The 26,232-nt window shown below is 59.7% G+C and carries 25 protein-coding genes; 5 read left to right on the top strand and 20 right to left on the bottom strand.

Annotated features, from left to right (window positions below; all coding sequences use genetic code 11):
• The 13 genes from ABRZ28_RS09120 to ABRZ28_RS09060 form a co-directional block, all read right to left on the bottom strand.
• Nucleotides 1-927: an ABC transporter ATP-binding protein gene (locus tag ABRZ28_RS09120; RefSeq protein ID WP_330520087.1), complete on the bottom strand. Its 927-nt coding sequence runs from the start codon at nucleotides 925-927 to the stop codon at nucleotides 1-3.
• The gene (locus ABRZ28_RS09115) at nucleotides 924-1,925 is read right to left on the bottom strand and encodes an ABC transporter ATP-binding protein (protein WP_330520086.1); all 1,002 of its coding nucleotides are present in this window, start codon (nucleotides 1,923-1,925) and stop codon (nucleotides 924-926) included. The genes ABRZ28_RS09120 and ABRZ28_RS09115 overlap by 4 nt, the downstream gene beginning before the upstream one ends.
• Nucleotides 1,922-2,785: an ABC transporter permease gene (locus ABRZ28_RS09110; RefSeq protein WP_319603010.1), complete on the bottom strand. Its 864-nt coding sequence runs from the start codon at nucleotides 2,783-2,785 to the stop codon at nucleotides 1,922-1,924. The genes ABRZ28_RS09115 and ABRZ28_RS09110 overlap by 4 nt, the downstream gene beginning before the upstream one ends.
• On the bottom strand, nucleotides 2,782-3,738 hold the full coding sequence (locus tag ABRZ28_RS09105) for an ABC transporter permease (protein WP_319603011.1): 957 nt from the start codon (nucleotides 3,736-3,738) through the stop codon (nucleotides 2,782-2,784). The genes ABRZ28_RS09110 and ABRZ28_RS09105 overlap by 4 nt, the downstream gene beginning before the upstream one ends.
• Nucleotides 3,739-3,750: 12 nt before the next feature.
• On the bottom strand, nucleotides 3,751-5,316 hold the full coding sequence (locus ABRZ28_RS09100; RefSeq protein ID WP_330520085.1) for an ABC transporter substrate-binding protein: 1,566 nt from the start codon (nucleotides 5,314-5,316) through the stop codon (nucleotides 3,751-3,753).
• Nucleotides 5,317-5,406: 90 nt separating this feature from the next.
• Entirely contained in the window at nucleotides 5,407-6,624 is a 1,218-nt protein-coding gene (locus ABRZ28_RS09095) for a M20 family metallopeptidase (RefSeq protein ID WP_319603013.1), read from the bottom strand.
• Nucleotides 6,625-6,871: 247 nt separating this feature from the next.
• Entirely contained in the window at nucleotides 6,872-7,840 is a 969-nt protein-coding gene (locus ABRZ28_RS09090; RefSeq protein WP_330520084.1) for a rhomboid family intramembrane serine protease, read from the bottom strand.
• A 401-nt stretch (nucleotides 7,841-8,241) separates the two neighbouring features.
• Complete coding sequence (locus ABRZ28_RS09085; RefSeq protein ID WP_319603015.1) at nucleotides 8,242-8,922, bottom strand: fumarate hydratase C-terminal domain-containing protein; 681 nt, start codon at nucleotides 8,920-8,922, stop codon at nucleotides 8,242-8,244.
• Nucleotides 8,898-9,851 carry a fumarate hydratase gene (locus ABRZ28_RS09080; RefSeq protein ID WP_330520083.1) on the bottom strand — a complete coding sequence of 318 codons (954 nt, stop codon included), beginning with the start codon at nucleotides 9,849-9,851 and terminating at the stop codon, nucleotides 8,898-8,900. The genes ABRZ28_RS09085 and ABRZ28_RS09080 overlap by 25 nt, the downstream gene beginning before the upstream one ends.
• A gap of 25 nt (nucleotides 9,852-9,876) precedes the next feature.
• Entirely contained in the window at nucleotides 9,877-11,622 is a 1,746-nt protein-coding gene (locus ABRZ28_RS09075) for an L-aspartate oxidase (protein ID WP_330520082.1), read from the bottom strand.
• Nucleotides 11,623-11,624: 2 nt separating this feature from the next.
• Entirely contained in the window at nucleotides 11,625-11,972 is a 348-nt protein-coding gene (locus ABRZ28_RS09070; protein WP_330520081.1) for a succinate dehydrogenase/fumarate reductase transmembrane subunit, read from the bottom strand.
• The gene (locus tag ABRZ28_RS09065) at nucleotides 11,969-12,298 is read right to left on the bottom strand and encodes a succinate dehydrogenase/fumarate reductase transmembrane subunit (protein ID WP_319603019.1); all 330 of its coding nucleotides are present in this window, start codon (nucleotides 12,296-12,298) and stop codon (nucleotides 11,969-11,971) included. Before ABRZ28_RS09065 ends, ABRZ28_RS09070 begins: the two co-directional genes overlap by 4 nt.
• A 3-nt stretch (nucleotides 12,299-12,301) precedes the next feature.
• Nucleotides 12,302-13,024, bottom strand: a complete 723-nt coding sequence (locus ABRZ28_RS09060; RefSeq protein ID WP_319603020.1) for a succinate dehydrogenase/fumarate reductase iron-sulfur subunit — start codon at nucleotides 13,022-13,024, stop codon at nucleotides 12,302-12,304.
• 795 nt (nucleotides 13,025-13,819) lie between these two features.
• Between ABRZ28_RS09060 and ABRZ28_RS09055 the strand changes: the two genes are divergently transcribed.
• The 5 genes from ABRZ28_RS09055 to ABRZ28_RS09035 all read left to right on the top strand — a co-directional run bounded on the left by ABRZ28_RS09055 (nucleotide 13,820) and on the right by ABRZ28_RS09035 (nucleotide 18,654).
• Entirely contained in the window at nucleotides 13,820-14,875 is a 1,056-nt protein-coding gene (locus ABRZ28_RS09055) for an ABC transporter substrate-binding protein (protein ID WP_319603021.1), read from the top strand.
• A 3-nt stretch (nucleotides 14,876-14,878) separates the two neighbouring features.
• Entirely contained in the window at nucleotides 14,879-16,549 is a 1,671-nt protein-coding gene (locus ABRZ28_RS09050; protein ID WP_319603022.1) for a thiamine pyrophosphate-binding protein, read from the top strand.
• A 71-nt stretch (nucleotides 16,550-16,620) separates the two neighbouring features.
• Nucleotides 16,621-17,496, top strand: a complete 876-nt coding sequence (locus ABRZ28_RS09045) for an ABC transporter ATP-binding protein (protein WP_330520080.1) — start codon at nucleotides 16,621-16,623, stop codon at nucleotides 17,494-17,496.
• A gap of 35 nt (nucleotides 17,497-17,531) precedes the next feature.
• Complete coding sequence (locus ABRZ28_RS09040) at nucleotides 17,532-18,398, top strand: ABC transporter permease (protein WP_330520079.1); 867 nt, start codon at nucleotides 17,532-17,534, stop codon at nucleotides 18,396-18,398.
• Nucleotides 18,399-18,531: 133 nt separating this feature from the next.
• Nucleotides 18,532-18,654 (top strand): hypothetical protein, encoded by a 123-nt coding sequence (locus ABRZ28_RS09035; protein ID WP_330520078.1) that lies wholly within the window; start codon nucleotides 18,532-18,534, stop codon nucleotides 18,652-18,654.
• 267 nt (nucleotides 18,655-18,921) lie between these two features.
• Here the strand turns inward: ABRZ28_RS09035 and ABRZ28_RS09030 are convergent, their stop codons facing one another.
• The 7 genes from ABRZ28_RS09030 to moeB all read right to left on the bottom strand — a co-directional run bounded on the left by ABRZ28_RS09030 (nucleotide 18,922) and on the right by moeB (nucleotide 26,229).
• A complete protein-coding gene (locus ABRZ28_RS09030; protein ID WP_319603025.1) occupies nucleotides 18,922-19,584 on the bottom strand; it encodes a methionine ABC transporter permease in 663 nt (220 codons plus the stop codon).
• The gene (locus ABRZ28_RS09025) at nucleotides 19,556-20,737 is read right to left on the bottom strand and encodes a methionine ABC transporter ATP-binding protein (protein WP_330520077.1); all 1,182 of its coding nucleotides are present in this window, start codon (nucleotides 20,735-20,737) and stop codon (nucleotides 19,556-19,558) included. Before ABRZ28_RS09025 ends, ABRZ28_RS09030 begins: the two co-directional genes overlap by 29 nt.
• The gene (locus tag ABRZ28_RS09020) at nucleotides 20,734-21,570 is read right to left on the bottom strand and encodes a MetQ/NlpA family ABC transporter substrate-binding protein (RefSeq protein WP_319603027.1); all 837 of its coding nucleotides are present in this window, start codon (nucleotides 21,568-21,570) and stop codon (nucleotides 20,734-20,736) included. Before ABRZ28_RS09020 ends, ABRZ28_RS09025 begins: the two co-directional genes overlap by 4 nt.
• 357 nt (nucleotides 21,571-21,927) lie before the next feature.
• The gene (locus ABRZ28_RS09015; protein ID WP_319603028.1) at nucleotides 21,928-22,110 is read right to left on the bottom strand and encodes a hypothetical protein; all 183 of its coding nucleotides are present in this window, start codon (nucleotides 22,108-22,110) and stop codon (nucleotides 21,928-21,930) included.
• Between the two features lie 441 nt (nucleotides 22,111-22,551).
• On the bottom strand, nucleotides 22,552-24,063 hold the full coding sequence (locus ABRZ28_RS09010; protein WP_319603029.1) for a SufS family cysteine desulfurase: 1,512 nt from the start codon (nucleotides 24,061-24,063) through the stop codon (nucleotides 22,552-22,554).
• Nucleotides 24,050-24,997, bottom strand: a complete 948-nt coding sequence (locus ABRZ28_RS09005; protein ID WP_319603030.1) for a family 2A encapsulin nanocompartment shell protein — start codon at nucleotides 24,995-24,997, stop codon at nucleotides 24,050-24,052. Before ABRZ28_RS09005 ends, ABRZ28_RS09010 begins: the two co-directional genes overlap by 14 nt.
• 56 nt (nucleotides 24,998-25,053) lie before the next feature.
• A complete protein-coding gene (moeB, locus tag ABRZ28_RS09000; RefSeq protein WP_319603031.1) occupies nucleotides 25,054-26,229 on the bottom strand; it encodes a molybdopterin-synthase adenylyltransferase MoeB in 1,176 nt (391 codons plus the stop codon).
• Nucleotides 26,230-26,232 lie beyond the last annotated feature (3 nt).

Genomic DNA, 26,232 nt, shown 5'->3' with positions numbered 1-26,232 from the left:
TCAGCTATCCGGACAGCACCGTACCCGGTGGGTAGGCGTTAACCAGTAATACTGATCCGGATGGCGGTTGCAGGTTTTACCGCCGTGGAACTCGCATCCCGAGGGCTGCGCGGCGCGCGGTAATGCCCGCGTCTGGTTTTTCAGCCGCGGGTGCGCCGGCGGGATCGCCTGTAGCAGATAGCGGGTATAGGGATGCTGCGGCGCGGCGAACAGTTCCGCGACGGCGCCCTCCTCTACGATCAGGCCGCGCGACATCACGCCCACGCGGTCGGCGATATGATGCACCACGCTGAGATCGTGGGCGATAAACAGATATGCCAGCCCCTGCTCGCGCTGCAAGCGCATCAGCAAATTCAGGATCTGCGACTGGATGGAGACATCCAGCGCCGATACCGGTTCATCGCAAACGATCAGTTTCGGCGCCAGTATCAGCGCGCGGGCGATACCGATACGCTGGCGCTGCCCGCCGGAAAACTCGTGGGGATAGCGCCGGCCATCCGCCGGACTGAAACCGACGCGAGTCAATATCTGCTCCACCTGTTGCCTGCGCCTGCCGGCATCGCGCTCGCCGTGAATAATCAGCGGCTCTTCAATGCTGTAGCCGATGGCGCGTTTTGGGTCGAGCGACGATAGCGGATCCTGAAAAATCATCTGCATATCTTTGCGCACCTCACGCCACTGACGGCTGTTTAAGCTCAACAGTTGCCGGCCGTCGAAGATAACCTCGCCGCCGGAAGCCGCGGTCAGGCCGAGCAGGCTGCGTCCGGTGGTGCTTTTGCCGCTGCCTGATTCCCCCACCAGCGCATAGGTTTCGCCGGGCGAAATATGAAAGCTGACATCCTCCAGCGCGGTGAATGGCTTAGCGCGCCATCCCTTGCCGGCAAAGGTTTTACTTAAATGACGCACGGTCAATAACGGTTCGCTCATACCAGCCCGCCTATCTCTTCCGCCCGCCAGCAGCGCACGCGATGGGTTTTATCCGATAAGGCGCGCAATGCGGGATGCTGCTCGCGGCAACGCGCCTGCGCATAAGGACAGCGATCGGCAAAGCCGCAGCCGGGGATGGCGACGGACAGCGCCGGCACCGTGCCGAGGATCTCCGGCAGATCGACTTTGCGCTCGCCGTCCAGTCTCGGCACCGCCTGCAACAGCGCGCGGGTATAGGGATGCAGCGGATTATCGAACAGGCTGACGACGTCCGCCTCTTCCACCACTTCGCCGAGATACATCACCAGCACGCGCTGACACAATTGCGCCACCACCGACAGATCGTGGGTAATCAGGATGATGCCCATGCCGCTATCGGCTTTGACCTTTTCCAGCAGGGCCAGAATCTGCGCCTGAATGGTGACGTCCAGCGCGGTGGTCGGCTCATCGGCGATCAGCAGCGCGGGACGGCTGGCGATCGCCATCGCAATCATCACGCGCTGGCGCATGCCGCCGGAAATTTCATGCGGATACGCCGCCGCGCAGCGGGGCGCATCGTCAATACCGACCTGATGCAGCAACGAAATCACCTCCGCCCGACGCTGCCGGCGCGTCAGCGCGCGGTGCAGGATCAGGCTCTCCTCAATTTGGCATCCCACGGTAAAAACCGGATTCAGGCTGGATAGCGGATCCTGGAAAATCATCGCCATCCGGCTGCCGCGCCAGCGCTGCAATGCGGCGGGCGACAGATCGTCCAACCGTTCGCCGTCAAAGATCATTTCGCCGGCGACGCGGCTGGAACGCGCCGGCAGCAGCCCCATCAGCGCCTGCGCCGTCACGCTTTTGCCGCAACCGGACTCGCCGATGACGCCCAGCGTTTCATGACGGTCGACGGCTAACGACAGATCGCGCACCGGCGCCACCACGCCCTCGCGGGTGGCGAACCTGACCTGTAATCCGTTCACCGAGAGTAAAGTTTGCGACTGACTGTGGTTCATCGGCCTGGGGTCTCATTTTTCAGTTGACGCAGCAGACGGCGCGTCAAGGGTTGCAGCCCGCGATCGGCGCCGTCGCGCAGCGCGTCGCCGACGATATTCAGCGCCAGAATCAACAGCACGATGGCGATACCGGGGAAAAAGGTCATCCACCAGGCGGTGAAAATCACCTTTTTCCCTTCCAGCAGCAGGTTGCCCAGACTGGGCATCGGCGCCGGAATGCCGGAGCCGAGAAAGCTCAGCGCCGCTTCGGTCAGAATGGCCACCGAGAAAATCCAGCTGACCTGTACGATCAACGGGGAGACGACGTTCGGCAGCAGGTGCAGCCAGATAATGCGCGCGCCGCTCGCTCCCTGGGCGCGCAGGGCTTCAATATAATTTTTCTCTTTGATCGCCAGCGCGGCGGCGCGGATCACGCGCGCCACCGAGGGGACGTACACCAGCGACAGCGCCAGCACCACATTGGCGGTATTCGGCCCCAAAATACCGACGATGGCGATCGCCAGCAGCAGCGAGGGAAAGGCGAACAGCCCGTCGCAGATACGCATCAGCAGCAGATCCAGCCAGCGATACCAGGCGCACAGCAGACCGATCGTCATCCCGATCACGCCCGCCGCCAGCGCGACGGCCGCGCCGACGGAAAGCGAAATCCGCACCGCCAGCGCCACGCGGACAAACAGATCGCGGCCGAAATTATCGGTGCCGAACCAGTGGGTCGCGCCGGGCGGTTGCAGGCGGGTTAACGGACTGATGGCATAAGGGTCGAACGGGCTGATGCCGCTGCCGCACAGCGAAAACACCAGGATAATCAACAATAGCGCGCCGCCTGCGACAAGCTGCGGCTGGATAAAAAACTTTTTCATGAGGCTTTACCGCTGACGGAAAGACGGGGATCGAGCAGATAGCTGAGGATATCGACCGCCAGATTAATCAGCACATAGCTGACGGTAATCAGCAGCACGGCGCCCTGAATCACGGTAAAATCGCGTCGTTCGATGGCATCGACCACCAGCGAACCGACGCCCGGAATGCCGAACACGCTTTCAATCACAATGGCGCCGGTGACCAGCGAGCCAAAGGATTCGCCGCAAACGGTCAGCACCGGCAGCAGCCCGTTTCTCAAGGTGTGGCGCAGCAAGACCGTGCGTTCCGGCACCCCTTTGGCGCGGGCGGTTTTAATAAAGCCTTCCTGGAGCACATCCAGCATCACCGCGCGCGTCATCCGCGCAATCAATGCCGCGATGCGAAAGCCCAGCGCCAGCGCCGGCAGGGTTAAATACCACAGGTTCAGCCACATATCGCCGCGGGTGGAGCTATACCCCACCACCGGAAACCAGCGTAGCCGCACGGCGAAAAAGAAAATCAGGAACAGGCCGAGCAAAAATCCGGGGATCGACATCCCCAGCGTCGCCAGCCACATGATAATGCGATCCAGAAGCCTGCCGTGCCGCCAGGCGCTGAGAATGCCGCCGCCGACGCCGAGCAGCAGCGCGATGCCCTGCGCATAAATCGCCAGCGCCAGCGTCGGTTGCAGGTGCTGGAGAAACAGCGACAGCACGCTGGCGTCCATCAACAACGAGTGGCCGAGATCGCCGCTCAGCACCGCGCCGAACCAGTGCGCGAACTGCGCCGGCAGGGGTCTATCCAACCCCATTTGCCGACGCAGCGCGGCGATGTCCTGCGGATTGGCGTCATTACCCAGGATCACCAGCGCCGGATCGCCCGGCGCCAGATGCACCAGGCAGAACACCACCACCGACACCACAAACAGCACCGGCAGCAACGCCAGCAAGCGATGGAGAATATACCAACCCATGCGTTGCTCCGCTTACTGCGCCGTGATGCCGACATTCCACAATACCGGCCCGATCAGGTCGTAATAGCCGTGAACATGATGTTTGATCGCCACCGCGTCCGGCGTGGTGCGTCCCAGCACGATCACCGGCAGGTATGTCCAGATTTGCAGGTGCAGTTTATCCACCAGCGGTCTGGCCGCCTGCAACGACGGCGCCTGCTTGATGTCGTCCAGCGTGGCGTCGATCTCCGGGCTGTTGCTCAGACCGGGAAATTTGGCGCGCGAGTCGAGGAAAGGATACTGGTGCAGCACCTGACGCATGGAGAACTCCAGCGCGCACAGATCGAACGTGCTCGGATCCTGACGCCGTTGCAGCACCGTGGCCCAGTCGTAGACATCCAGTCGGGATTTCACCCCAATCTGTTTGAGCACCTGCTGCGCCACAATCGCCAGGTTATACAGCTCGGCGTACTCCTTGGTGGCGATGATCACCACCTCTTCGCCGTTGTAGTCGGATTCCTTCACCAGTCGGCGCGCCTCATCCAGTTGATGCTGATTCCAGTATGGTTTGCCGGCTTCGCTATACCAGTCCACCTGCTCGGGAAAACCGAGGGAGGAACCCGCCTTGAAAAAGCGCTCATCGCTGTAGCCGGCCAACAGCGACTGATGCACATCCAGCGCCAGATTGAACGCCTGCCGCAGCTTCACGTCGGCGAACGGCCCGCGATGCTTATTGAACAGATAGGTGATCAGCGATCCGCCCGCCTCCGGCCGGTACAGTTCGACATCGCGCGCGTTGCTGAGCGCATCGATGTTATCTTTCGGCAGGTCGAAAACCACGTCATATTCGCCGGTCAGCGCCCCGGCCAGCCGCGTGGACTCATCGGTGATATAGCGGAACCAGATATCCCTGACGTCGGCTTTTTTCTGCCCCGACAGGCCGTTTGCCGGCTCGCTGCGGGAAACATAGTCGTCGTAGCGGGTGAGATGCAGGTACTCGCCCGGTTTAAACTCCGCCAGCTTATACGGGCCGGTGCCAATCAGTTGGCTGACCGGTTTTTTGCCGGCATTGGCTTCCTCTATCAGCCGTTTGGGCATGATCGAGGCCAGATTTTTCAAATCGGCCAGCACGTTGAGCGTGATCAGCGACGGCGTCTGCACCGTCAACCGCACGCTGTCATCATCGACTTTGCTGAACTGCGCGCCCGGCAGGTTGGCTTTGCCCTGCGTCGACACCGCCAGCCAGCGGTTCATCGACGCCACCACATCATCCGCCGTCAACGGTTGACCGTCGTGAAAACGGATGCCCTTGCGCAGCACAAACGTGTAGGTTTTGCGGTCATCGCTGAGCGTATAGCTTTCCACCAGCTCCGGCACCGGTTCGAACTTGTCGTTGATGGTGAACAGTTGTTCAAAAATATGGCGCACCACATCGGTGGTGGCGCTGTTGGTGGTCAGGTAAGGATCGAGCGTACCCGGCCGCTTGCCGTAGGCGATATTCAACGTCGCGTTGCGATCGACGGCATCGGCCTGCGCGATTCCCCAGGGTAAGCTGGTCACCAGCAGCAGTGCGGCGAGCGGAAAAGTGAACCACTTCATTGATGGGAAACTCCCTTAATGTTGTCATGGCGAAATTGTTGTCATGGCGAAATCGTGGTGATGAGAACGGCGTCGTTACGGCAAACGCATTCAGGCCGCGCGCGTGACAGCGTCACGATTGGCGAATTCGTCTTTGATCTCCTGCAACAACCGGGCATCCGTCAACAGACGCAGCCCGCTGCGCGCCAGTACTTTCGCCCCGGCGAGCAGCGCCGTGTAGCCCAGCGGCGAGTTGGCCGCTTCCCGAAACGGCACCGTGTGGCCGACCAGGTCGTCCGGGCCAATCTTGATGGTGGGATGCGCGGTGGGCACCGCGTGGCTGATATCGCCGGCGTCGGTGGAGCCGATGCCCTGTTTGTCCGTCAGATCGACGCTTTCCCCTACTGCGGTAAACTCCTCCAGCAGCAGGGTATTCAGCCGATGGTTGATATTAAAATCACGCGGGCCGACCTGATGCTCAATCTTGACCGTCGCGCCGGTCGCCAGCGCCACGCCCTCGGCGATGGCGCGAATGCGCGGCTCCAGCGCGATCACTTCCTCGCGGGTTTTGGCGCGAATGTAGTAATGCGCCGAGGCGTATTCGGGGATCACGTTCGGCGCCTGACCGCCATTGGTGATGATGCCGTGTACCCTGACGCCATCGGGCAACTGCTGGCGCAATACGCTGATGCCGTTGTACAGCAGCACCAGCGCATCCAGCGCGTTGACGCCTTTATCGGGCGAGCTGCCGGCATGGGAAGGTTTGCCGTAAAAATGGAAATAGAGATGATTGTTGGCCAGCGACGGGCCGGTGAGGCGGGTTTTGCCGGACGGATGCACCATCAGCGCGACATCCACATCCTCCAGCAACCCGTGCTCGACGAAACGCGCCTTCACATTGCCGTTCGGGCCGCCTTTGCCGCGCAGTCCGCCCTCTTCGGCCGGCGTACCCAATACCGCCACGCGTCCGCCGGTGACGTTGATGACCGACGCCAGCGCGATCGCCGCCGCCACGCTGGTGACCCCGATAATGTTGTGGCCGCAGGCATGGCCGATATCAATCAGCGCGTCGTATTCCGCCAGAAAAGCGATGGTCGGGCCGGGTTTACCGCTGTCTTTCAGCGCATAGAAGGCCGTTTCATGCCCCGCCACGCCGGAGGTGACCTGAAACTGATGCTTCGCCAGCAGCCTGGTAAGCAGCTGATTGGCGTAATATTCGTTATTGCCGGTTTCCGGGTGGGCATGAATATCCCTGGAAACCGTAATATATTCCTCACTGTGTTTTTCGATGCTCTCTTCCAGTTGCGAAAATAACGCCGCGACGCTCATGTTTATGTCACCAGATTGTTATAAAACGAGAGCTACAGTTAACGCGGCGCGTTTAATAATTAAAAGCATCGATTTTTGCTTTCTATATACATTTTTTGATTAAAACGACAGACCGATAATGCATTGCGGATAACGAACCGGGAGCAAAAGCCCCCGGTTCGCGATGATTTATTGGGTCTGTTCAGTCAGACAGCGATAGCGCGGCAGCGACTGCTCATCGCGCATTGTCTGAGAAACCGGCAGACTTTTATTCATATCGATAAATTGAGTGCGCCGGTTCTTCAACCAGTCGCAGACCGTTACGCGGCGTCTGCGCCGGATCGGCGGCATAGTCCGGCCACTCCTGACGGGCTATCTCGATCTGCGCCAGACGATCAATTTCAGCCTGCGCTTTCGCCTGCCGCGCCCGTAATTCATCCGCGCTTTTCTGGACTTCTTTCGCCATTGCCTCCAGTACCGCACTGCGCACGCTGTCGCTGCGTTTATCATTATGCCGCGCGCTCAGGTTGTAGCCGACGGCGCCCGTGATCATCAGCGCCAGCGCCACATAACTCAGGATCAGTGCGCGCCGGCTACACCGATGCAGGGCATAAATCGCCGCCGGCAGGCTAATCAGCACGCCGAAAATAAAGCCGCTGATGTGCGCGATATGATCGATGTTCTTTTCAAACAGGCTATAACCAAACAACATGAAGAGCGCCAAAGCGCCGTTTTTAACATCGAAGGTCAGTTCATTATAAGTATTGAAAGTAAGAAACCGCCTGACCGCTACCCCGGCAATCGCGTAAATGGCGCCCGATGCGCCAACCGTCAGGAAGATCATGATGGGAGAAGCGTGGAACATCGCCTGATAAAGTTGGCTGGGATGGTCGTTAAAATGCCATGCGGCGCTAACGAAATTGGACAGAACGCCGCAGCTAAGATAGATAAACAGATAGAAAATCCGTCCAATCTGTTGTTCGGCCAGTGTCCCGACGGCCAGCAAAACCGCCATATTCATCGCCAGATGTTCGAGATCCTGATGCAGGAAAAGAGCGCTGAGCAAACGCCAACCGTCGCCAGTCACAGAAAGCTGCGCAACATTCGCGCCCATCTTGTAAAGATCGCCCAAGGAAAACGAAAGATCCCCGTCGCCCACACGACATTGCCAGATAAACACCGCCACATTGACCGCAATAATAAGCAGCGTGACGATGGGCGCTCGCCATCCTTTCATGATATGAAACTCCCTTTTTCAATTTTTTATATACCCTAAATAATTCGAGTTGCAGGAAGGCCAATGCACCAGCAACTTGAAGTATGACGGGTATGGTAAATAAATTTAACAATAGCGGAAAGTAAACCTTTCCTCGCACATCCGGCAACGGCGACCGCCGAGGCCGGAAAGGCATGCATTTTAAAGTCAATGGCGATGAATAACCACTGTGATACGCGTCGGCAAAAACGGGGGATTTCGCCATAACGCAACTATGCGGCTTTAGGAAGCGCGGTGTGGTTGATGAAACAGCGCGCCATTGCTGATGGCTTATTTTGCGGATGTATGCCCGGCGCAGCGATTTGAACGACCGCTTTTCCAGCGCCGCGCGGGGAAACGGCGTGAGATGCGCGGCCGTCCGGCTACATCAGTTCCTGTCGGCGATCGTCGGTTTCGCCGTAGCGGTGCAGCGTCGGCGGCTTAAGCCCCTGATAAAGCGCGTCGATGCCGGCATTGATGAGCTGATTATGCTGTTCAAACAGCGAGTTGCCGCGCAGATCGCTTTCGACGATAAACGGGCCGAACCGCTCCACCTCAAACAGCCACATCGCCTGGGCGATGCCCAGTTCCGCCAGCCAGTGAACGTCGATAACGCGCCTGATGCTCCGCCCCAGCAGCGCGCCGGTGCCGTAACCGACCGTGGTCAGGTAGATCGCCCCGGCCGGCACCAGCACCTGCCGGTATTGCTCCGCCGGCATGCCGCCCTTGCCGAGCACGATATTGCTGCCGGAGAGCGACAACCAGCGCGCCATCCAGTTGGCAAAGCGAAAGCTGGCGGTGGCGGTGACGGCGCCCACCTGATAGCCGCCGACGCCGTCCGGCGCCGCGGCCGGCGAGCAGTGGAAATTCACCTGGCTGATCGCGCGCAAATCCAGCGGCAACGGGCGTCCCTCATCCAGGATCAGGCGATAGACGCCTTCGCGGGCGGTGTAAATATTGCCGCTGAGATACACCACCGTGCCGATTTCCAACTGCGCCAGATCCTCGGCGGATACCGGCAACGTTAGTTCAACCACTTTCAGTTCGTCAGATTTTCCGGCCATTCCACACTCTCGCGTCGCAAATAAGGCGTGAACCAGACGGGGTCGGTACGATAGCTGACCGAGCCGTCGGCATGGATCCGCGCCGTGGCGCGGCGTGAAGCAAGACAAAAGGTATGCAGGCTGACCGGCATGCCGCCGGTATGGGTGTAGCCCACTTCGATATGGCAGTCCGCCACCATCGAACGCCCTTCCAGACCCATCGCGCCGATGCCGAGCGAATTGCCCAGCGCCAGAATGTCCAGTTCCAGTTGGGCGATGCGCGGGTCAGGGTTACGATCGCCCACCACCCGCAGGCAGGCGGCCTGTTTGCCGAGTTGCATGCAGGTGTCCTTCGAGCCGCCGATGCCGATGCCGACGATCGCCGGCTGGCAGGCCAACCCGCGCTTGCCGAACGCAATCAGCGTATCCAGCGCGAAACGTTTGATGCCGTCGATGCCGTCGCCGGGAAACAGCATGCGGTAGTCGGTGCCGAACAGCCCGCCCTTGTGTACGGTCGTGATATCCACCCAGTCGGCGTCCGGTTCGAACGACCATTCGATTTCCGGCGCATTGATGCCGACATTGTTGTTGAACTCCGTGCGCCATAAAGGATGAACGCGATTGGGGCGCAAAGGAATATCCTGCGTCGCCCGCGCGGTGGCGCGGCGCAGCGCGCGCTCGACGCCGACAAAGCCGTTATCGACCGCGGCATTGTTGCCCCACTTGATGTAATAACGCGGCAGCCCGGTATCGGCGCACATCGGCCGGCGATCGTCGCCGGCGGCCTGCCAGTTTGCGATCATCGTATCCAGCACGAAACGCGACAGCGCGCCGCTTTCCTCCCGCAGCATGGATTTGATTTTGTCGCGATAATCCGCCGGGATATCGATGGCGGCGCGTTGCATGATTTCGTAGGCAGCCTGTTCCACCCGTTGGATGGCGACGCTCATGATGCGAACTCCCGATTGAATAATGTCATATTGCTTCCTTTTCGGCGGGTTCCGTCAACAGCGTTTCCCCCGGCCTGACGAGGTCAAACGCCACCGGCACCTGCTCCAGATGCAGCGTCGCGCCAGCGTCATCGCTGCTGATGCGCGTATAGCGGCTGGTCGCCAGATCGCCGGTGGCGGGAAAATCTTCCCGGAAATGCGCGCCGCGGCTGTCGTTGCGCGCCAGCGCCGCCGTGGCGATAGTGCGCGCGATCAGCAGTTGGCTGTCCACATTCAGCCAGTCGTGCCAGCTCAGGTTGTAGCGCCGCTCGCCGTCGCGCACGCCAAAGGTCGCCAGTTCGCCGAGGTACTGATCCAGCCGGTCGGCTCCGCTGACGATGCCCTCGCGGGTACGCATCACGCCGACGTGATCCCACATGGTCTGCGCCAGTGCTTCACGCAACGGCGCCAGCGAGCCGGGCCGGGCGGCAAAGGCACGTTCGGCGCGGGCGATGCCCGCCTCGATGCGCGTACGATCCGGATCGCGCCAGCCGTCGCCCCGCTGAAGATAAGCCGCCATCGCGTCGCCGGCGATACCGCCGAATACCGTGGAGCAGGCCACGCCGTTGCCGCCCAGTCGGTTCGCGCCGTGTACGCCGCCGCTGTCCTCGCCGGCCACATACAAACCGGGCGAGGTGGTGGAACAGTCGACCTCGAACTCCACGCCGCCCATCAGATAGTGCGCGGTAGGCACCACTTCGACCAAGCCGCCCGCCAGGTCAAAACCGCAGTCGGCGCAGCGGGACACCATGCCGGGAAACAGCCGGCGCACCTTCTCTTCCCCCAGGTGCTTCATCTGGATAAACACGCCGCCCATCGGCCCGGTGCGGCCCGCCCGCATCTCGGCGTAAATGCCCCGGCTGACCACGTCGCGCGTGGCGCGTTCGCCGCGCGGATCATAGCGCTGCATAAAGCGCTCGCCCTGCCCGTTGAGCAGATAGCCGCCCGCGCCGCGCAGCCCTTCTTCCAGCACCGTACCGGTCATGCGCGTGTCCGGCCCGCCCAGCAGCCCGGTGGGATGGAACTGCACCATCTCCATGTCGCGCAGGCGCAGGCCGTAGCGCAGCGCCATCGCCAGCCCGTCGCAGGATTTCTCGCCGGAGGGCGTATGGTAACGATACATGGTGGGGCCGGCGCCGGTGGCCAGCAGCACGGCTTTCGCCTGAATCAGACGATAGACGCCGCGGCGCAGATCGATAAACAACACGGCGGCGATGCCCGAACCGTCCGCCGCCGGGATCAGTTCGATGGCCCGGTGCTCTTCCAGCTCGCGCACGCCCGCGCCGCGCACCTTCTCCATCAGCCGATTGATGATCTCGATGCCCGTCAGATCGGACTTGTGTACCGTGCGGTCGAAGGTCTGACCGGCAAAGGCTTTTTGATGCAGGGTGCCGTCGGGATTGCGGTCAAAAAAACAGCCGACTTCGTTCTCCAGTTCGCGCACCCGTTCTATTGCGCCGGCCACCAGTCGCCACACCAGATCCTGCCGCGGCAGCCATTTGCCGCCGTTCAGGGTGTCCATCACGTGCCGCTCTATCGAGTCGCCGGCCGCCAGCGCCACGTTGTAGCCGCCCTGCACCATCCGGGTACAGCCGCTTTTGCCGAGCAGCCCCTTGGTGGCGACGGTCACGTCCAGCGCGGGATTGGCCCGGCGCGCGTGCAGAGCGGCGAACAGCCCGGCGCCGCCGGAACCCAGGATCAAAATGTCGGTTTTTATGCTCTCGAACGGCATCGCTAGAGCACTCCCATAATAAAGACGGCGCCGACGGCCAGGGAGAATCCCGTTCCCCAGCCAATCCAGCCGAAGCGCGCCTGTTGCGGATGACGCCAGTTCAATGTTTCCAGCGCCAGCAGACGCAGCCCAAAGCTCACATGCAGGCAGAGCAGCACCACCAGTCCCCACTCCGCCGCTTTCACCAGCGGCAGATCGCTGAAGCGGATCACGCGCTCCAGTTGGGCTTCTCCCTCCAGCGCCAGACCGAGCACCAGAAAATGCGCCGGCAGAAACAGCGCCAGCGCCAGCCCGGACAGACGATGGCCGATAAAAGCCAGATAGCCTTTTTGACGGCGTAAAACCTTCATAGTCCCCCCACGGCGATCACGGCGCGCATGCCGAGGATCAGTAATAACACGGCCAGCCCCAGGCAAATCCCGCCCGCGGCGCGGTAACCAACGCCCGCCCATTCGATCAGAATGGCGCGCACGCCCAACGGCGCATGCAGGGCGACGCAGATCACGAAGGCGGAGTAAAACAGCAGCCAGCCGACGCTTCCCTGAGTACGCCCCAGGATGGCCCCGGCGCTAAGACCGCTGTGCGTCGCATAGAGGATGACGCCCAGATGGATCAGCACAAAGGGGATCAGGAACAAGGTGCTGAGCCGTTGAATAATGAACAGTTTTCTTTCCATCGCTTACGCCTTCCTGAACCATTGCCAGAGCGAAACCCGCTTCAGACCGGCGATACTGCGGGTAGGACTCAGCCCGATCGGACAGCAGGCCATGCAATTGCCCTGCATATGGCAGGCGCCGACGCCGCCGGCCGCCGTGACGCGCGCCTGCACATCGGCGGCCGCCTCATGGCGCTCATCGTTGACGAGCGTCCAGGCGCGGTTTAGCGCGGCCGGGCCGAGGTAGCGTTTGTCCCAGGCCACCACGTCGCAGGCGGCATAGCAAATGCCGCAGTTGATGCACTCAATCGCCTCGCCGGCGAGGCGGCGGCGAGCGCCTTGCGGGTCGATACGCGCCGGATCCTCCCGACGGCTGCGGCTGGCGCTGAACTCGCCGCCCGCCTGTCGCCACTTGGTGAAAAATTCGCGCATGTCCACCACCAGATCCTTGATCGGCGGCAGATTGCGCAGCGGTTCCAGCACCAGCTCGCCGTTGTCGGCCACCCGGCTGACGTGCGTCCGGCAGGCCCAGCGCGGGGTGCCGTTGACCATCATCGCGCACGAGCCGCACACGCCGACCCGGCATGAAAAGCGGTAAGACAAGCTGGGATCCTGCTGCTGCTGTATTTCCGTGACCACGTCCAGTACCGTTTGATTATCCCGCCGGGGTACCGAATAAACAGCGTGTTTATTACCCGGTTCGCCGCGCGCGATTTTCACCCGTAATATTTTTGCTTCCTTAGCCATTTTTTCATTAACCATTTATTTTTAATTCGACATTGCCGCAACTTCAAATGAAGAAAGGAATAAGTCTGTTAGATATATATCCACAACGGACATTACCGGCAGCAATCACCCTCGCCCAGTCCACGGGCGCTAATAACATTAATAATCATTCGACAATAATAAATGAAATATACCGACCATACTGTCGCCGGCATGATAGATAGAAGATATTGCGGTATACCACTATAATTCCCAGGGTTACCCCTCCAAACAATCAATTGTGGATAAGTAAAACCAAAATTCGCAAAAAGGAAAAATGTGTAATGGCCGCTTCCCGTCGCCGCGGATAATTACTTATAACGACAAGAAAATAAACAAACGCGCCCCGCACAAGCGCCGTCTCCCGTGTTGCAACGCGGCGCGCGCGGCCGACCGGGCGCGATAAAGCGCTCGTTTTCAGCGGAAAAACGTGTTATTCAGTTTTTGATCGATTGTTTATCTTCTATGCCATGAGGAAACTGTTTCATGAAATGAAATAACAATTACACATAGCTTATTACAAAATGCGCTTTAGCAAAAAAAGACGCTGAGCTTATGCTGCACCCCATATTTCGCTAGCACGGAATATATTAAATTAATGTAATCAATAATAGTTAATTAATTATTAGCGGGTCAACATCACATTATTAATAAAATATCGGACACGGACATTTTCATCAGCAATATCGCGGTTGAATCAGATCAATGCCACGCTCGATATTTTAGTTGTGCATGATTGACCATCGTGAATTTCACACATTTCAATGGACTCTATGTATGAAAAAAATAAGCAACAACGCGGTTAAGCCGACCCGTTTTTTGTCCCGCAAGCTGATCGGCATAACCTCGGCGGCCAGCCTGCTGGTCTCGTCGCTGGCGCTGCCGATGCAAGCCTACGCGGAAGGCCAGTTACGCATCGCGCAGCAGTTCGGCATCGTCTACCTGCTGCTTAATGTGGCGCAGGATAAACAACTGATTGAAAAACACGCCAAGGCCGAAGGACTGGATGTCAAGGTAGACTATCTCCAGCTCTCCGGCGGCGCGGCGGTCAACGATGCGCTGCTGTCCGGCTCGGTGGACATCGCCGGCGCGGGCATTGGTCCGTTGTTCACCCTCTGGGATCGCACCAAAAACCGGCAAAACGTGCGGGCCGTGCTCGCGACCGGCAGCTTCCCTTACTACCTGGTCAGCAACAATCCGAATGTGAAAACCATCGCCGACTTCACCGATAAGGATCGCATCGCGGTGCCGGCGGTCGGCGTTTCCGTCCAGTCCCGCTATCTGCAACAGGCTTCGGCGAAACTGTGGGGCGACAAGGAGTACAACCGCCTCGATAAGCTCCAGGTGGCCGTGCCGCATCCCGACGCCACGGCGGCCATTATCAGCGCCGGCACCGAAATCACCGCCCACTTCGGCAATGCTCCCTTCCAGGAGCAAGAGCTGGCGGGCAACCCCAACGCCCATATCGTCCTGAACTCTTATGACGTACAGGGCGGCCCGACCTCGCCGGTCGTGCTTTACACCACGGAAAAATTCCGCAAGGAGAATCCGCGCACTTACCGCGTGTTCGTCAACGCCCTGGCTGAAGCGGCGGACTTCACCGCGCAGAACCCGGAAGAAGCGGCCGATGCCTTTATTCGCATCACCAAGTCCAGAATCGACCGCAAACTGTTATTGGATATTCTCAAGAGTCCCGAGTCGAAATTCAGCATCACCCCGCAGAATACCTTGCAGTTGGGGCAGTTCCTGCACCGCGTAGGGGCCATCAAAAACAAACCCGAGTCGGTGAAGGACTACTTCTTTGACGATCCGCACGTTGCGTCAGGGAGCTAAATCATGACGCTGGCTTCCGGCGCCGATGTCGTGACGTCCGCCAGGCCGGCAGACGCCGCCGCCCGCAAGGTGGCGGACGCCGTCGCCGAGACGCTGGTCAACTTCGGGGCGCGCTTCGTCTTCGGTATTCCGGGTAATGACGTGCTGGAACTGATGCGCGCCTGCGAGGAACAGGACATCCGTTATGTTCTGGCCCGCTCGGAGCCCTCCTGCGCATTTATGGCCGACGCGGTCTATCAGCTTACCGGCGCGCCCGGCGTCGTGCTGCCGGCGCTGGGGCCGGGTCTGGCGAATATGGTTTCGGGCATTGCCGGCGCCTTGCAAGATCGCAGCGCGCTGTTGGTGCTCGCCGGCAGCGTCGAACGGGATCTGGCCGGTATTTACAGCCACCAGATCATCGATCAGACCGCCTTGATGCGGCCCGTTACCCTGTATGCGGACACGCTCAATCCGGCGCGTTCGGCGCAGCAGACCGCCAGAGCGCTGGATATCGCCACCGGCTATCCGCCGGGCCCGGTTTTCCTTGATGTCGCGGCGGACGTAAGCCGCGCCCCCAGCGCGGAACCGGCGTTTAGCCCGCAAAGCCGTCATGCCGGCGGCTATCTGTCGCAGGATGAGCAAACGCAGATCGTCAGCATGCTGCGCGGGGCCGAACGCCCGCTGGCGTTGATTGGACAGGGAGCCTTGTTCGGGCCGCAGCCGCAAACGGTCAGCGACTTTATTCAGGCCAGCGGACTGCCGTTTCTCACCACCTATAAGGCCAAGGGCATCGTCAGCGAATATCACCCCAACAGCCTCGGCGCGCTGGGGCTTAGTCCGGTGATAGACGCCATCCAGCGCGAGGCCGTCGACGCGGCCGACCTGCTGGTGCTGATAGGCTTCGATCCGATTGAACTGCGCAGCGCCTGGCTGGATGCCTGGCCGGCCGGGAAAACGGCGATCACGCTGGACTGGGCGGCGCTGAATCAGCGGATATTTCCGGCGGGCCGCGCGTACTACGGCAATCTGCACGGCAACCTGCAACGTTTGCAGCAGCGCTGGAACAGCGAGCCGCCGGCGCGACGGGCCGACTGCCAGCGCCACCGCGCCCGTCTCGCGCCGCTGGTATCCCCGCCCCCGGCGCATCGGGATATCAGCCCGGCGGCGCTGTTCGCCGAGCTTGATCGCCAAATGACGGCGGAATGGCTGGTCACGCTGGACGTCGGCGCGCATCGGATTCTGGCCAATCACGTCATTCGCTGTCGCCGCCCCCGACAGTTGCTGCAATCAAACGGATTTGGCTGCATGGGTTACAGCCTGCCGGCCGCCATCGCCGCGCAATTGCTCTATCCGCGGCGGCCGGTCATCGCCGTGACCGGCGACGGCGGTCTGCTGATGACGCTGGGTGAACTGACGGTCGCGCGCGACCTGGCGCTGCCGCTGGTGGTGATAGTGCTTAACGACGCGGCGCTATCGCTGATTCGCCTCAAGCAGTCGAAGAGCGGGCTGGACGAGCGCGGCGTGCGTTTCCGCGAGACGGATTTCGCCCTGGTCGCGCAAGGGATGGGCGCGCGCGGCATTCGGGCGCATAACATCGACGAGTTCCGTCAGGCCCTGCGTGAAGCCGTCGCCGGCCGGCAGTTCACGGTGATCGATGCCGCCATCGATCCGACGGAATACACCTGCCAGATGTGACGGCGAACGGCCCCTATCGGGGTTGTCCGTCAGCCACGCTGGCTTTTAGCACACAACGAGAGGGGAGAATCATGCCTTTTCAGTCATTGCAAACCGCCGGCGCGTCGCCACAGCCGGCCACGCCTTTACTACAGGTGGAAGCGGTCAGCCTGGAATACGCCACGCGCGAACGCCGGGTACGCGCCACCGACGAGGTGAGTTTCGATATTTTTCCCGCCGAGCGCTTTATCCTGCTCGGCCCTTCGGGCTGCGGCAAATCCAGCCTGCTGAAAGCCGCGGGCGGATTTCTGCCGCCGGTCAGCGGCCGTATCCTGTTGGAAGGGAAAGAAATCACCAAACCCGGCCCGGAGCGGATGATGGTTTTTCAGGAGTTCGACCAGCTTCCGCCGTGGAAAACCGTACTGGAAAACACCCAGTTCCCGCTGCGGGTCACCGGCAAGCTGTCCGCCGCCGAAGCGCGGGATCAGGCGATGTATTATCTGGAAAAGGTCGGTCTGGCGGATTTCGCCCATGCCTGGCCGCATACGCTGTCCGGCGGGATGAAGCAGCGCGTGGCGATCGCTCGCGCGCTGGCGATGAAGCCCAAAGTGCTGCTGATGGATGAGCCCTTCGCCGCGCTGGATGCGTTGACCCGTCGCAAAATGCAGCAAGAGTTGCTGGAATTGTGGGAGGAAGTACGCTTTACCCTGCTGTTCGTCACCCACTCCATCGAAGAGGCGCTGGTGGTCGGCAACCGGATCCTGCTGCTTTCGCCGCATCCGGGACGGGTGCGCGCCGAACTCAACAGCCATCAATTCGCCCATAACGATGAGGGCGGCAGTGAGTTTCAGGCCGCGGCGCGGCGGATTCATGATTTGCTGTTTCCAACCGGCCAGCCGGTGGAACCGGTCGCCGCGGTTCCGGACGCTGAGCCGCATCGCTCGCTGGCGGGTCAACATACCGGTTGAACCCTTCGCTTTGTCATATTGAAAAAGGTTTTACCATGAGTCAACTTCCACCTGTTCGACCGGAGTATCTGAGAGATCTGGCTCCGCTGTCCGATGCTAAAGTCGTCCAGCCGCTGCCGCTGATCAACCGCCTGTGGAATATCAGCGCGATACGCAAAACCGTGCTGCTGGTCTTGCTGGCGCTGTTATGGGAACTGGCGGCGCGCTGGCAAGACAATGATTTGCTGCTGCCCTCTTTCACCCAGGCGGCGGCGGCGTTTATCGACGATATGCGCAGCGGCGAACTGCCGGCGAAAATCGCCATTTCCCTCGGCACGCTGATTAAAGGCTATGTCATCGGCACCGCGCTGGCGCTGGCGCTTAGCGCGCTGGCCGTCTCCACCCGGCTGGGACGCGATCTGCTTTCCACCCTGACCTCCATGCTGAATCCGCTGCCGGCCATCGCGCTGCTGCCGCTGGCGCTGCTCTGGTTCGGCCTTGGCACCAATAGCCTGATCTTCGTGCTGATTCATTCCGTGCTGTGGCCGATGGCGCTCAATACCTATTCCGGTTTCCTCGGCGTGTCCGATACGCTGCGCATGACCGGCCGCAACTATGGCCTGAGCGGACTGCGTTACGTGTGGCATATCCTGATACCGGCGGCGCTGCCGTCGATTCTGTCCGGGTTGAAGATCGGCTGGGCCTTTGCCTGGCGCACCCTGATCGCCGCCGAACTGGTATTCGGCGCATCGAGCGGTCAGGGAGGGCTGGGCTGGTATATTTTCCAGAACCGTAACGAGCTGTATACCGATCGGGTTTTCGCCGGTCTGGCATCGGTGATCATTATCGGTTTGCTGGTTGAGACGCTGATTTTCGCCACGATTGAGCGCATCACCATTAAGCGCTGGGGTATGCAGCGCTGATAGGCACGCCCCCCTCCGTCATTCCCGCGCAGGCAGGGGGCAGTCAATGGCTGCATGCGGTTTCAGCAACCGATCCCCGCCTACTGCCGCGGGGATGACGAGGTTGTGAGCCGCGGGGATGATGAAAGCGTAGATGTGGATGGCAAGAGTGCAGACCACCACTTACGCCCCCTCCGTCATTCCCGCGCAGGCGGAAATCAGTCAATGGCTGCATGCGGTTTCAGCAACCGATCCCCGCCTACTACCGCGGGGATGACGAGGTTGTGAGCCGCGGGGATGACGAAAGCGTAGATGTGGATGGCAAGAGTGCAGACCACCACTTACGCCCCCCTCCGTCATTCCCGCGCAGGCGGGAATCAGTCAATGGCTGCATGCGGTTTCAGCAACCGATCCCCGCCTACTACCGCGGGGATGACGGGGTTGTGGGCCGCGGGGGTGATGAAAGCGTAGATGTGGATGGCAAGAGTACAGACCACCACTTACGTTCCCCTCCGTCATTCCCGCGCTGGCGGGAATAGAGGGTTCAGCGATTTCTGAGCCGCCGCGCGTAGCGGTCGCCGGTAAGTTGCACCACGGTAACCATGGCGATCAACATGGCGATGACGATAACCATCACCTGCGTATCAAAACGCTGGTAACCGTAGCGGATCGCCAGATCGCCCAGCCCTCCCGCGCCGACGGCGCCCGCCATCGCCGATGAACTGATCAACGCCACCAGCGTGATGGTTAAACCGCCGACAATCCCCGGCAGCGCCTCGGACAGATAAACATGCCACACGATGTCCCACTTCTTGCAGCCCATCGCCTGCGCGGCCTCCACCAGACCGGGATCGACCTCACGCAGATTGACCTCGACAATGCGCGCGAAAAACGGCGTCGCGCTGATCGCCATCGGCACGATAGCCGCCCAAACGCCGATGGTGGTGCCGGCCACCCAGCGGGTAAACGGAATCAGCGCCACCAGCAGCACGATAAACGGGGTGGCGCGAAACCCGTTGATAATGCCGCCGACGATGCGGTTGAAACGGGGAGACTCAAGAAAACCGCCGGGAACGGTGACAATCAGCAGCACCGCCAGCGGGATGCCGGCCAGAAAGGCGATAAATCCGGAAACGCCGACCATGGTCAAGGTATCGAAAAACGCCTGCGTATACCGGTCAAACGGAATAGTGAGCGACAGGGACATAGCCAATCACCTCGATTTGGTGCGCAACGGCCTGCGGCCCTTGCGTCAGCGTGGTTAAATCAGGCAGCGCCGCATCGGCGGGCATCGCCAACAGCAGTCGGCCGTGCGCGTGTCCCTGTATGCGGTCCATGCCGCCGTGTATCAGACGAACCGACGTCTGCAACGCCTGAGCGATACGGGAACAATCCGGCTCCAGTCCCCCCGCGCCGGTGTAGGACAGCCGCAGGATACGCTCGCAGGCCACGCCGTCCGCCGGCGGAAGGGATTGCAGGCGATATTGCAAATCATCCGGCAAACCCTGCTGCAACGGCGCCAGCAGCGCCCGCGTCGCTTCGTGCCGCGGCGAGCCGAAAACCTGCCACACGTCGCCCGCTTCCGCGATGCGTCCCTGCTCCAGCACCAGCACCCGATCGGCGATGGCGCGGATAACGCTCATTTCATGGGTGATCAGAATAATGGTGATGCCCAGCCGCCGGTTGATATCACGCAGCAATTGCAGGATGGATTGCGTCGTTTCCGGATCCAGCGCCGAGGTGGCTTCGTCGCACAGCAGAATCTCCGGCGAGGTAGCCAACGCTCTGGCGATGCCGACACGCTGTTTCTGCCCGCCGGAGAGTCGGCCCGGATAGCTATCCTGCTTATCCTGTAGCCCCACCAGCGCCAAAAGTTCGCCGACGCGCCGCGCGATTTCATCCTTCGCCACGCCCGACACCTTCAACGGCAGCGCGATATTCTGCCATACCGTCTTGGCCGACAGCAGATTGAAGTGCTGAAAGATCATGCCGACCCGACGGCGCAAACCGACCAGCTCGGACTCGCTCAGTTCGCCGATATCCACGCCATCGACCAGCACTCTGCCGCTCGTCGGCTTATCCAGGCGGTTGATGGTGCGCAGCAGGGTGGATTTCCCCGCCCCGCTGCGGCCGATAATGCCGAAAATACAGCCCGCCGGGATCGTCAGGCTGATGTCCTGCAACGCATGAACCGGCGCATGCGCCGAGGGGTAAATTCTGGAGATATGCTCAAACGTCACCGAACCCGCGCCGCGATTGCCGGTCTGCGCCGCGGAGAACGGCGCATCGGCGGGCCGTTCGCCCGCCTGCGTTTGCAAAAAGGCCGACGCCACTTTCAATACCGATGTCGCCTGCCTCATTGCGCTTTTCCGTCCTTCAGCCACGGCAACGCGTACAGATTAGGATCATTATTGAAGCGTTTGGCGATGGTCTCGCGCACCGCCGGCGAGTTTTGATAGATGGCGACAAACTTTTTCAATACCGGATCGTTGGCGCGATCGCTGCGCGCGGTGAAGCTCATCGCGTAGTAGCTATCGCTTACGCCGGAATAGAGTAACGCCTCGCTCGCTTTCTTTGGCGTACCGGCGTTAAAGAAGTAAGAGGGCCAAACCACGGACAGATCCAGATCCTGCAATGAACGAATCAACTGCGGCCCTTCAATCTCGAAAAATTGCAGGTTTTTCGGGTTCTCGCTGATATCGTTCAGCGTGGCGTCGGTGGCGTCGCCGTTGCGTAGCTTGATAAGTCCGGCTTTCTGCAACAGCAGCAGGCCCCGCCCCTGATTCACCGGGTCGTTGGGTACGCCGACTTTGGCGCGTTCCGGCACCGCTTTCAGGTCGGTTATCTTGTTCGAGTAGATACCGATATTCTGAAGCAGCCCGAAACCGATATTCTGTAACTTGTAACCCCGTTCTTTGATGGCGTTTTGCAGGAACGGCTCATGCTGGAAAAAGTTCAGATCGATGTCGCCGTTATTCAGCGCTTCATTCGGCAGCGTCCAGTCGGTAAATTCCACCAGTTGCACGTCGATGCCCTGCGCTTTCGCCTCATCGACGACGGCCAGGACGGCATCGGAGGTCGCCCCGGCCGTCGAGCCTATTTTCACCACATCGGCCGCCTGAGCCGTCAGCGCCAACGCCAGCAATGCAGCCGCATATCCTTTAGCCAGTATTTTCATGTTGATGCTTTTCATATATTTCCTCATTAGCGCAATACGTATTGCTAATAACCTTTTAATAAATAGGGTTAGCATTCGAACGCAATGGTTGCGATCGAATATTTAATTATTTTCAGCAGTGAAAAATGATGATGTTGTTGATTAATTTCGACAGCGATTCATGAAGTGACCGTTTGATTATTTCCAGAGGCGGATGAGATAAATTATCCTGACCTGAATATTTCCGTACGCGTGAGGATCGCGCCCGCTATCCCTGCTGTTTTTAAATTGCCGTATGCATCCTTTTGTCAGCCGGCGTGTTATTGCCCGGTCGCTGCATTAGCCGGGCACAGCTCATTCCAGTAGCTCTGGCGAATCAATCGACGGTAATGGCTATTCCGTTCGATTTGATACCAGATAGACGTTACCTGTTTCGATGCCATAGATATATCCCATAGAGAGAATGACTTCCGATATTCCCGATTCGTCCGCCGCCGATACGATAAGCGGCGGCGTTATTAATTGGTCAATCCGGCAACGCAGCGCATCCGATATATTTGCCAACCAGTTCGTCATATTTTTTCTCCTTGCCTCGCTATCGTTCGGTTTATTCCCTCTCAGTGATATCCGTCATACTTCAAGCTGCATGTGCGTTGGCTGCGTTCAGTCACCTGAATCACTTACCTGTGTAAACTCATCGGGATTAAATGAGAGACTTCCTGTCTCTCACCGAAGGCCAGCCGTTGGCTGGTCAAATTCGTTCCCGACGAATTCGTCCTTCCCTTGCCGCCTTCCTGCAACTCGAACTATTTAGGGTATAAGCGCATAGCCCAAAAAAACAAAGTAATTATTTATGCTTTGATTATGCGTGAGACGGATAATGCGAATTAACATGGCGCGCCGACAAAACCTATAATGACGGCCCGGCCGCCCCCGGCGGGGAAACGCGGAAGAACGCCCTCCGCGCTTGCTCCGTCCAGCCCGCTTGATCGGCGTCGGCAAAACAAAACCCGGCGATCAACGAAAAGCGGATGCCGCCCCGTCGGCCAACCGCGCTATTTTTTCCGCCAGCAAATCGATCTCCTGCGGCGTGTTATAAAACGCGATGGAAGGCCGTACCGTGCCTTCATAGCCGTAATGACGCAAAATGGGCTGCGCGCAGTGGTGTCCGGCGCGCACCGCAATCCCTGACTGGCTGAGATAACGACCGACGTCCTCATTGGCATGATGGTCGAGCACGAACGACAGCACGCTGGTCTTCTGCGGCGCGGTGCCGATCAGACGTAGACCGGGGATCTGCGACAGCTTTTGAATGCCGTATTCCAGCAGCGCATGCTCGTAGGCGGCGATATTCTCAATACCCAACGCCGTGACATAATCAATCGCCGCCCCCAGACCGACCGCGTCGGCGATATTGCCGGTACCCGCTTCAAACTTGTGCGGCGCCTTCTGGTATTGCGTCAGTTCAAACGTCACGTCCGCAATCATATTGCCGCCGCCCTGATAGGGCCGCGCCTGCTCCAGCGCCTCCGACTTGCCGTACACCACGCCGATGCCGGTCGGCGCGAACACCTTATGGCCGGAAAAGACGAAGAAATCCGCATCCAGCGCGCTGACATTGACCGGAATATGCGAAATGGACTGCGCGCCGTCAATGGCGATCCGTACGCCAAAACTGTGCGCGATACTCACCAGTTCCTGCACCGGCGTGATGGTTCCCAGCGCGTTGGAAACATGCGTCGCCGAAACGAAACGGGTTTTCCGGTTAAACAGCTTGATGTATTCGGACAGGATCAACTGCCCGTGCTCATCCACCGGCGCCACGCGGATAACCGCGCCGGTCTCCTGGGCAATCAACTGCCACGGTACGATATTCGCATGATGCTCCAGCAGGGTAAGGATAATTTCATCGCCGGGTTGCAGCAGCGGTTTTACGTAACTGTGCGCAATGAGGTTCAGTCCCTCGGTGGTGCCGCGGACGAAAACGATATTGTCCTGACTGGGCGCGCCGATAAAACGCGCGACCTTATCGCGCGCGGCTTCATAGGCATCGGTCGAACGGGCGGCCAGCGTGTGCGCCGCACGGTGGATATTCGAGTTTTCATGCTCATAGTAGTAGCTGATACGCTCGATAACCTGCTTTGGCCGATGGGTGGTGGCGGCGTTGTCCAGCCAGACCAGCGGGTGTCCCTCCACCCGTTCGGACAGAATCGGGAAATCGGCGCGAATCTGATCCACCGGCACCGATCCGACCCGCGATAACGGCGCCGGATCCGGCGTCCGGGCATGCAGCGACGGGTAGCCATTAACCGGCGACGGCGCGGCCTGGTCATGGTGTCCCAACGGCACGACCCGTGGCGCGTAGGGCGCCGCCTGTCCTCCCGTCGCGTCAGGAAAATGGCCGGATAGCAGCGCATGCAGATCGCTTTCGTCCGGCAAGCCGTAATCATGCGCCGACAGGCCGTCGGACTGATAGCCCGAAAACGACGCCCCCGGCTCAAAAGGAAGCCGCGATTTATTCGTAGTCATAGTACTCACCCACTTCAACATCTTCTAATACCGCGATGGCATCATCGGCCAGAATGGCGGCCGAGCAATAGAGTGAAAGCAGATAAGAAGCGACGCCGTTGTCGTCGATGCCGCGGAAGCGGACGGATAATCCCCGAGATTGCTCATTGGGCAGACCGGACTGGTACAGGCTCAGCACCCCGCGCTTCGCTTCGCCGGAGCGAATCAGCAAAATATTGGTTTTCCCGCCCTGTCCTTTCGGATTTTTCAACCCGTCGACGAACAGCTTATCGCTCGGGATCAGCGGAATGCCGCGCCACAAAATAAATACGCCGCCGTTAATCGTCGCCGTTACCGGCGGCACGCCGCGGCGCGTCGCCTCGCGCTGGAAGGCGGCGATGGCGCGCGGATGCGCCAGGAAAAACGACGGTTCTTTCCACACTTTGCTCAGCAACTCATCGAGATCGTCCGGCGTCGGCCGTCCGTTGCGCGTCTGAATGCGTTGAGAATCCGCGATGTTCTTCAATAAACCGTAATCGTCGTTGTTGATTAGCTGGCTTTCCTGACGCTCCCGCAGACTCTCAATCGCCAGCGCGATCTGCTCGCTGGCCTGATCGAAGGGCGAACTGTAAACGTCGGCGATTTTGGTATCGATGTTAACGATGGTGGCGATGGAGTCGAGCTGATACTCGCGCGGACGGGTTTCATACTCGATATAGCCCTGAGGAATCTCGACCTGCGAAGGATCCTGACTGCACAGCACATCCAGCGGCGTGTCGCCCTCCACCACTTTATTCACCCGGTATATCCCGGCCTCCAGCCCTTTAGACTCCAGAAAGCGGGTAACCCAACGCGGCGTAATCGCGCCGAACTGCGGCGCCGTTTTGGTTACGTTGGCCAACTGATAAGCCGCATCACGCCCAAGCGCATTAATTACTGGTTTTTTATCTGCCATGATTATTCCTTAAATTATCCAGAACACATTTTGATTGGTACACGAATAAAGCGCTTTCAATATTGCGGCAAGCTGGTATCCACTTCTCTGGCCCAGGCATTGACGCCATCTTTCAGGTTCAGCAGCTTGCCCTGGTAGCCCGCCTGCTGGAGCGCCCGAATGGCGAAAATACTGCGCTGACCTATCTTGCAGAGAAATACCGCATCGACGGCCGGATCGAACTCATCGATGCGGCGGGCGATCTGACCTAACGGCACCACCTTCGCGCCGGGGAATTTGACGATTGCCCGCTCATGGGGCTCGCGAATATCAATGAGTTGCAGCGGCTCACCGGCGTCCAGCCGCGCCTTCAACTCCGCGGCGCTGATGCTTTCCACCGGAATCTCGTCCTCTGCGGGTTTAAGGCCGCAGAACTCTTCGTAATCAATTAACTCTGTAATGTGCGGATGCTGACCGCAGATCGGGCAGCCGGGATCTTTTTCCAGCTTTAATTCGCGCTGGGACATCTGCCACGCATCGAACAGCAACAACCGCCCGACCAGGCTATCCGCGCCGCCGACGATCAGTTTGATGACCTCCGCCGCCTGAATGGTGCCGATAATGCCCGGCAGCACGCCGACCACGCCGCCTTCCGCGCAGGATGGCACCAGTCCGGGCGGCGGCGGCGCCGGATACAGGCAGCGGTAGCACGGGCCTTCTTTAGCGTAAAAGACGCTCGCCTGACCTTCGAACTGAAATATCGAGCCGTATACGCTGGGTTTGCCCAGCAATACACAAGCATCGTTAATCAAATAACGCGTGGGATAATTGTCGGTGCCGTCAGCGACCACATCATATTCCCGAATGATATCCTGCGCATTCTTGCTGTTGAGTTGTGTGTTGTAGGTCACGACATGGCAATCCGGATTGATGGATTTGATCCGATCTTTGGCCGATGCCACTTTAGGACGATTAATGTCTTTGGTGCCGTGAATAATCTGGCGCTGTAAATTCGACACTTCGACAAAATCGAAGTCCACCAGACCGATGGTGCCGACCCCGGCGGCGGCCAGATATAACCCCAGCGGCGCGCCCAGGCCGCCCGTTCCCACCAGCAGCACGCGGGCGCTTTTGATGCGCTGTTGTCCTTCAAGGCCGATTTCGGGCAATAACAGATGGCGACTGTAACGGGCTATTTCCGCATTGGATAATTCCACCAGCCGCTCATCAGGAATAATACTTGCGAGTTGCATGCC

This window comes from Brenneria sp. g21c3, from assembly GCF_040240345.1.
Lineage (GTDB): Bacteria > Pseudomonadota > Gammaproteobacteria > Enterobacterales > Enterobacteriaceae > Brenneria.
This window is presented reverse-complemented; position numbering and strand designations above follow the sequence as displayed.

Bases quoted from the DNA above. Each gene is read 5' to 3' on its own strand.
- ABRZ28_RS09120 (WP_330520087.1), bottom strand. From the start codon at position 927: ATGAGCGAACCGTTATTGACCGTGCGTCATTTAAGTAAAACCTTTGCC.
- ABRZ28_RS09115 (WP_330520086.1), bottom strand. From the start codon at position 1,925: ATGAACCACAGTCAGTCGCAAACTTTACTCTCGGTGAACGGATTACAG.
- ABRZ28_RS09110 (WP_319603010.1), bottom strand. From the start codon at position 2,785: ATGAAAAAGTTTTTTATCCAGCCGCAGCTTGTCGCAGGCGGCGCGCTA.
- ABRZ28_RS09105 (WP_319603011.1), bottom strand. From the start codon at position 3,738: ATGGGTTGGTATATTCTCCATCGCTTGCTGGCGTTGCTGCCGGTGCTG.
- ABRZ28_RS09100 (WP_330520085.1), bottom strand. From the start codon at position 5,316: ATGAAGTGGTTCACTTTTCCGCTCGCCGCACTGCTGCTGGTGACCAGC.
- ABRZ28_RS09095 (WP_319603013.1), bottom strand. From the start codon at position 6,624: ATGAGCGTCGCGGCGTTATTTTCGCAACTGGAAGAGAGCATCGAAAAA.
- ABRZ28_RS09090 (WP_330520084.1), bottom strand. From the start codon at position 7,840: ATGAAAGGATGGCGAGCGCCCATCGTCACGCTGCTTATTATTGCGGTC.
- ABRZ28_RS09085 (WP_319603015.1), bottom strand. From the start codon at position 8,922: ATGGCCGGAAAATCTGACGAACTGAAAGTGGTTGAACTAACGTTGCCG.
- ABRZ28_RS09080 (WP_330520083.1), bottom strand. From the start codon at position 9,851: ATGAGCGTCGCCATCCAACGGGTGGAACAGGCTGCCTACGAAATCATG.
- ABRZ28_RS09075 (WP_330520082.1), bottom strand. From the start codon at position 11,622: ATGCCGTTCGAGAGCATAAAAACCGACATTTTGATCCTGGGTTCCGGC.
- ABRZ28_RS09070 (WP_330520081.1), bottom strand. From the start codon at position 11,972: ATGAAGGTTTTACGCCGTCAAAAAGGCTATCTGGCTTTTATCGGCCAT.
- ABRZ28_RS09065 (WP_319603019.1), bottom strand. From the start codon at position 12,298: ATGGAAAGAAAACTGTTCATTATTCAACGGCTCAGCACCTTGTTCCTG.
- ABRZ28_RS09060 (WP_319603020.1), bottom strand. From the start codon at position 13,024: ATGGCTAAGGAAGCAAAAATATTACGGGTGAAAATCGCGCGCGGCGAA.
- ABRZ28_RS09055 (WP_319603021.1), top strand. From the start codon at position 13,820: ATGAAAAAAATAAGCAACAACGCGGTTAAGCCGACCCGTTTTTTGTCC.
- ABRZ28_RS09050 (WP_319603022.1), top strand. From the start codon at position 14,879: ATGACGCTGGCTTCCGGCGCCGATGTCGTGACGTCCGCCAGGCCGGCA.
- ABRZ28_RS09045 (WP_330520080.1), top strand. From the start codon at position 16,621: ATGCCTTTTCAGTCATTGCAAACCGCCGGCGCGTCGCCACAGCCGGCC.
- ABRZ28_RS09040 (WP_330520079.1), top strand. From the start codon at position 17,532: ATGAGTCAACTTCCACCTGTTCGACCGGAGTATCTGAGAGATCTGGCT.
- ABRZ28_RS09035 (WP_330520078.1), top strand. From the start codon at position 18,532: ATGTGGATGGCAAGAGTGCAGACCACCACTTACGCCCCCTCCGTCATT.
- ABRZ28_RS09030 (WP_319603025.1), bottom strand. From the start codon at position 19,584: ATGTCCCTGTCGCTCACTATTCCGTTTGACCGGTATACGCAGGCGTTT.
- ABRZ28_RS09025 (WP_330520077.1), bottom strand. From the start codon at position 20,737: ATGAGGCAGGCGACATCGGTATTGAAAGTGGCGTCGGCCTTTTTGCAA.
- ABRZ28_RS09020 (WP_319603027.1), bottom strand. From the start codon at position 21,570: ATGAAAAGCATCAACATGAAAATACTGGCTAAAGGATATGCGGCTGCA.
- ABRZ28_RS09015 (WP_319603028.1), bottom strand. From the start codon at position 22,110: ATGACGAACTGGTTGGCAAATATATCGGATGCGCTGCGTTGCCGGATT.
- ABRZ28_RS09010 (WP_319603029.1), bottom strand. From the start codon at position 24,063: ATGACTACGAATAAATCGCGGCTTCCTTTTGAGCCGGGGGCGTCGTTT.
- ABRZ28_RS09005 (WP_319603030.1), bottom strand. From the start codon at position 24,997: ATGGCAGATAAAAAACCAGTAATTAATGCGCTTGGGCGTGATGCGGCT.
- moeB (WP_319603031.1), bottom strand. From the start codon at position 26,229: ATGCAACTCGCAAGTATTATTCCTGATGAGCGGCTGGTGGAATTATCC.